This window comes from Actinophytocola sp., from assembly GCF_035712165.1.
Classification (GTDB): domain Bacteria; phylum Actinomycetota; class Actinomycetes; order Mycobacteriales; family Pseudonocardiaceae; genus DASYTH01.
The window spans coordinates 1-4,407 of record NZ_DASTBH010000115.1; the positions used below are offsets into that span (position 1 = coordinate 1).

At 69.8% G+C, this 4,407-nt stretch carries 3 protein-coding genes and 1 pseudogene; 1 reads left to right on the plus strand and 3 read right to left on the minus strand.

Going from position 1 to position 4,407, the window contains the following annotated elements; all coding sequences use genetic code 11:
- Positions 1-216 precede the first annotated feature (216 nt).
- Positions 217-501 (minus strand): annotated as a pseudogene (locus VFO68_RS05840) (helix-turn-helix domain-containing protein); the annotation flags it as partial.
- A gap of 155 nt (positions 502-656) precedes the next feature.
- Between VFO68_RS05840 and VFO68_RS05845 the strand changes: the two are divergent.
- Complete coding sequence (locus tag VFO68_RS05845; protein WP_325157119.1) at positions 657-1,733, plus strand: IS110 family transposase; 1,077 nt, start codon at positions 657-659, stop codon at positions 1,731-1,733.
- A gap of 468 nt (positions 1,734-2,201) precedes the next feature.
- Here the strand turns inward: VFO68_RS05845 and VFO68_RS05850 are convergent, their stop codons facing one another.
- Complete coding sequence (locus tag VFO68_RS05850; RefSeq protein ID WP_325157120.1) at positions 2,202-2,600, minus strand: hypothetical protein; 399 nt, start codon at positions 2,598-2,600, stop codon at positions 2,202-2,204.
- A 728-nt stretch (positions 2,601-3,328) separates the two neighbouring features.
- Positions 3,329-4,407, minus strand: a 1,079-nt coding sequence (locus VFO68_RS05855; protein WP_325157121.1) for an NAD(P)H-dependent oxidoreductase, incomplete at its 5' end; no start/stop codon positions are given.

Consider the following 4,407-nt stretch of genomic DNA (forward strand, 5'->3'; position numbering starts at 1 on the left):
GCCGCATCGGCGGCAGGGGAAGTCTCGCGCGAGCCCCTTTGCTCTGCTTACCGATGCGCAACACGCGCTCCAGGCCGGTGTTGCGCATGGGTAAGCAGAGCAAAGGGAGTCGGAAGGGCGGTGGCTTGGCTGGCGCAGGCGAGTCAAGGAATCGACGACGCGCGACACTAGGTGCCCCGAAACTAGCGTTTCGTGAGCTGTCGCTCTTGTAAGAAATCAATCGGCCGGCAGCGGCCAGCCGTCTATCGCGTGGCCGGGATGTTCGCGCAGGAACCGCCGCCGGACTTCGACGTACCGGGTCGGCGTGAGCCCGGTGAACGCCCGGAACTCGTGGCTGAAGTGGGCCTGGTCGAAGTAGCCCGCGTCATGGGCGAGGTCGCCCCAGTCGACCGGTTCGGCGGGGTTGATCGCGAACACGGTGGCGGTGAAGCGGTAGGTGCGGGCCAGCCGCTTGGGCGTGACGCCGATGAGCTCCTTGAACCGCTGCGCCAGATGAGATGACATGCATCGGCTTCGTTCGTGTCCGCGGGGTCGGTGAGCTGAGGCGTAGTACGCCCGGTCGGGGCATTGACGGTGGTGGGGTTGCGGGGGCCTCCTCGGCTCAAACGCAGTGACTGCGTTGGGACATCGATGTGTCGGAGCTCGAGGAGGCCCTGATGTCGATCGTAGGAGGAGTGGATATCCACCGGAAGCAGTTGACCTTCGATTACGTGGAGCAGGCCACCGGCCGGTGGGAGCGGGGCCGGATCGCCCCGGCGGATCGGGAGCATCTGGCCAAGTGGCTGGCCCGGTTCGACGGCGTGCCGGATGTGCAGTTTGCTATGGAGGGCTGCACCGGCTGGCGGTACGTCGCGGAGGAGATGCGCGCCGCCGGCGTGATCCCGCATCTGGCCGAGCCGGCCGAGACCGCGGCGCTGCGCGGACGTAAGCGGCGCGCCAAGACCGACCGGGCCGACGCCCAACATCTGCGGCGGCTGCTGGCCGAGGGCCGGCTACCTGGCTGCTACATCCCGCCGTCGCCGGTGCTGGAGTGGCGGGCCCTGATCGAGCTGTACCACGACCTGCGCGCGCAGCATTCCGGCTGGGCGCAGCGCATCCAGGCGGTCTGCTTCCACCACGGCACCACGGCGCCCGGCACGGCCGGGGTGATCCGCGGCGACCGCCAGCGCCTGCGCAGGATTGTGGAGGAGCAGTTGTCGCCGGTCGGCCGGTTGCAGGTCAACACCGCCCTGGCGGTGATGGACGCCCTCGACGAGCACATCGAGCGGCTGCGCCGACGGCTGCTGGCCACCGCCCGGCACGTGCACGGCGCCCGGGTGCTGATGCACGAAATCTACGGCGTCGGCGGCATGACCTCCCTCGCCTTGTGCGCCTGGCTCGGCGGCGCCGGCGCGACCGGACCCCGGTTCGGCTCGGCCCGCAAGGCGGTGCGGTTCGTCGGGCTGGACATCACCGTGCACTCCTCGGACAACAAACGCAGCCCCGGCCGGCTGTCCCGCCAGGGACCGGAGGTGTTGCGCTGGCTGCTGTTCGAAGCCGCCAAGACCTCCGCCCGCGGCTGCGCCCCCGGCCACGGCCACTACGCCACGGTGCGGGACCGCATCGACGCCAACTGGGCCACGTTGTCGCAGGCCCGCAGGATCGTCCGCCACGCCGTGCATTTGTTGACCGACCTCGGCGACGAGGCGTTCACCATCGTCGCCCAACCGGCCGCCAGCACCATCGCTCGATAGAACACGACGGGGTACGGGGACATGGGACGGGACCGGCACGCCCAACGTCACCGATGAGGTGACCATGCGGTCAGCTCCCCGCACGCACTTGTCACGCCGCCGCCGAGACACCGACCGCGGCGGACGGCCCAGTGAGACTGAGCGGCCGCACCCCGAGGGCGGGGACCACCCAATCAATCATCACGTCGCCAGGCACCGCGATACACGCGCCACAGCGGCTTGAGCACCGTAGGTAAGTCTGGCTGCCGCCCGCCCACCACCGACCCGCGAACCGCACCACCGTCAGACAGTCGACTTGTCGGAGCCGCCCTACCGCGCACACCAAACCGTCGATCCGCCTGCCCGAGCCGCGCCGCCACCGGCTGCTCGGACAGCCGCGTACGCCCCACCGTACAACGACATCCACCGATCGAGTTACGTCCTCCCGGTTCCCGCACTCAGCGGCATGCAGGTAAGGATGCCAGACAGTTAGAACACGTTGGCGCCGTACAGAACGAACGCGCCGACCACGGTCGCCGGCACCGCGACTAAAGTCGCCGCCGTGCCAGCCCACACCGGCGTGGTCCGGCGTCGCAGTACGAGCCAGGTTCCCATCGCCATGGCGATCACGGTCGAGATCATAACCAGCGGTACGCCGACGAACACGCCGAGGAGGAATGCGCCGTCGCGCGGAGGGGGTGTACAACCCCAGCCAAGTCCTTCGCACACGCCGTCCGAGTTGTGTGCGGGAAGCGTCAATGCCCAGATCACGTACCCGGCCGCCGCAGCGGCGTGCCAGCCGATCACCGTACCCAGGACGATCGCCGCCGAGCGAGGGCGTCCGCCGTGCTGTGGCGCTGTCGAAAGGGCCCGAGACTTCATCGCCATGACCGCAGTGTGCCGGCTCGACGAACCGCCGTGATGAGCACGCGTACCCAGGCGGAACTGATGCCTCCCCGCCATACCCGATCCATGGACCGAAAGCCCGGCAGACGCCAGCCGCGCATCGTCAGCGGCATGTGAGTGTTCGTGATCAGGCTTCAGGTAACGCTGGGCACAGAGCCGACATTGAACATCCGGCAGGGCTGGCGAGCGCGGCGAGCCCGCCCGCAGGGCGGCGTGTTTCTCACCGCGTCACCACCCCGCGCCGAGCCGCGGTTTCCGCGGGCCCGCGGCAGGTGAGCGCGCCGTGAGCACTTCGACATTCGAGCCACGCGTGGATGTCATCGAAGTGGAATTACTGGCTGAACAACCTGAGTCAACGCCGAGTGAGGTGGACGGTCCGAGCCAAGGTGAACCGACCCGGACAAGTTGGGTGGTCGCCGTACGGCCGTCTCGGTTGGTCGTTGTTCGTCGTGTGCAACCGAGAGGTCGCGCTGTCCACGCTCGCGGGGGGGCTCGGTAGTTCAGCGTCTGGCAGGGCGCCGGCGATGGAGTCCGGTGGTGGGCCAGGGTACTTCCGCACGGCGCCGGCCGGGTTCAACCGCGACGACGTGGTGGCCTTCGTCTTTGCCCGGTTCATCAGGCGGCTCGCCGATCCGTAGTCGGTGCGGAGGACCTGTCCGGGTGGTCCTTTCAACGCTATGGGGCTGACTGTGCGAGCCGGAACCGCGGGGCTACCCACGCACGCGACGCGCCGGTCGATGGTAGTCGGCGTCCTGGTAGGGCCGATCCCGCAGCAGGCGCGCCCGTACTCCGTTCCGGTGGGCCGCGCGGCGCCACCCGTACCCGCCGACGAGCGTGTACAACGATTTCGGGATCGCCGGTCGGGCCATCAGGTCCACGGCTTCGGTGGGGATCGGTCGGCCGGCGGCGAGTGCGGCCGCGGCGAGGTCGAGGGCGCGCCGGATCGATGTACCGCGGCGGCCCAGTTCGTCGATCGGTGTGCCGTGGACGATGCCCTCGCCGGCGCCCAGGGCCAGGCCACCCAGCGAAGTCATACCGCGCTGTCGGGCGAACTGCGCGCAGATGGCCAGGGCGGTCGCGGTGTGCGCGGCCTCCGGGAACCCGCAGTTGAGTATCGCCGCGAACCGCTGGTCCCGCGACAGGTTGGCAGGACCGGTCGGGGCAGGCTGCGCGGCGATGCGTTCCAGGGTGGCGGTCACCGGCGCGGGCAGGCTGTCCACGTACAGTGGCGCGGCCAGCACCACCAGGTCGGCGGCGTCGACCAGGTCCAGTGCCGCTGCCCGGCGGCGACCAGAGCCCATCGCGGTGTAGATCTGGACGATGTCGGTGTCTGTTCCGTGTTGCGCGAGCCGGGCCATCAGGTAGCTGCCCAGCGAGTATGACGTGCTGGTTCGGGTGCGTGGGCTGCCGACCAGGAGCGCGGCGCGGGCGATCGGGCCGGCCCCGGCCAGCGGGAGGTGCAGAGGCGGCGCGGGCAGGGGCGGGACCGGCGAGCTGGTTCCCCGCGTGGTGGCGTTGAGCCATTCGCCGGTCAGGCGGGCGAGTTCCAGGTCCCCGGGGTCGCCGGCCAGGACCCCGCACACTGCGGCGGCCGCGTACAGGTTGATGGCGTTGCGGGCGACCAGGTGGCGCAGGACGGCCTCGGCCGCCGGGTCCGGTTCACGCTGCCAGCCGATGACGAGCAGGTTCGGGCTGGTCGGGTACCGCCGCTGGTGGTGGACCTCGCCGCGGATCTTGGTGAAGAACGGCGAGATGTTCTGGATCAGGTGATCGACCATCCGCTTGAGCG